The sequence below is a fragment of the Verminephrobacter aporrectodeae subsp. tuberculatae At4 genome (assembly GCF_000193225.1).
GTDB lineage: Bacteria > Pseudomonadota > Gammaproteobacteria > Burkholderiales > Burkholderiaceae_C > Acidovorax > Acidovorax aporrectodeae.
Map to the genome: position 1 here is coordinate 1 of NZ_AFAL01001030.1, position 611 is coordinate 611.

Annotated in this window: 1 protein-coding gene; it reads right to left on the reverse strand. The window is 68.6% G+C overall.

The genetic code is table 11. The features are described from left to right. Positions 1-611: cation:proton antiporter domain-containing protein (locus VTU_RS30340; protein ID WP_040894300.1), on the reverse strand; the 611-nt coding region annotated here is incomplete at both ends.

Consider the following 611-nt stretch of genomic DNA (forward strand, 5'->3'; position numbering starts at 1 on the left):
ACCAGGGCCCAGCGTTCGATCAGGATGTGCCAGTCGAGCAGCATGCCGATGGTGATGAAGAACAGCCCCAGCAGCACGTCATGGAACGGACGGATGTCGGTTTCCACCTGGTGGCGGTACTCGGTCTCGGAGATCAGCACGCCGGCGATGAAGGCGCCCAGCGCCAAGCTCAGCCCCGCGAGCTCGGTCAGCCAGGCCAGGCCGAGCGTGATCAGCAGCAGGTTCAGCATGAACAGCTCGTCGCTCTTGCGGCGCGCGACCAGCATGAGCCACCAGTGCATCAGCCGCTGCCCCCCGATGAGCAGCAGGCCCACGAGCAAGGCGGCCTTGAGCAGCGCCCAGCCCAGCGAGGGCAGGAGCAGTTCGGGTTCCGAACCGAGCGCCGGGATGAGCACCAGCAGCGGCACCACGGCCAGGTCCTGGAACAGCAAGATGCCCATGATCCGCCGGCCGTGCGTGCTCTCCAACTCGCCGCGCTCGGCCAGGAGCTTGACCACGATGGCCGTGCTGCTCATCGCCGTCGCGCCCGACAGCGCGAGCGCGCTCTGCCAGCCCATGTTCCAGACGCCGCCGACCCAGCGCGCGAGCAGCAGCGCCGCCGCAGCCACCAG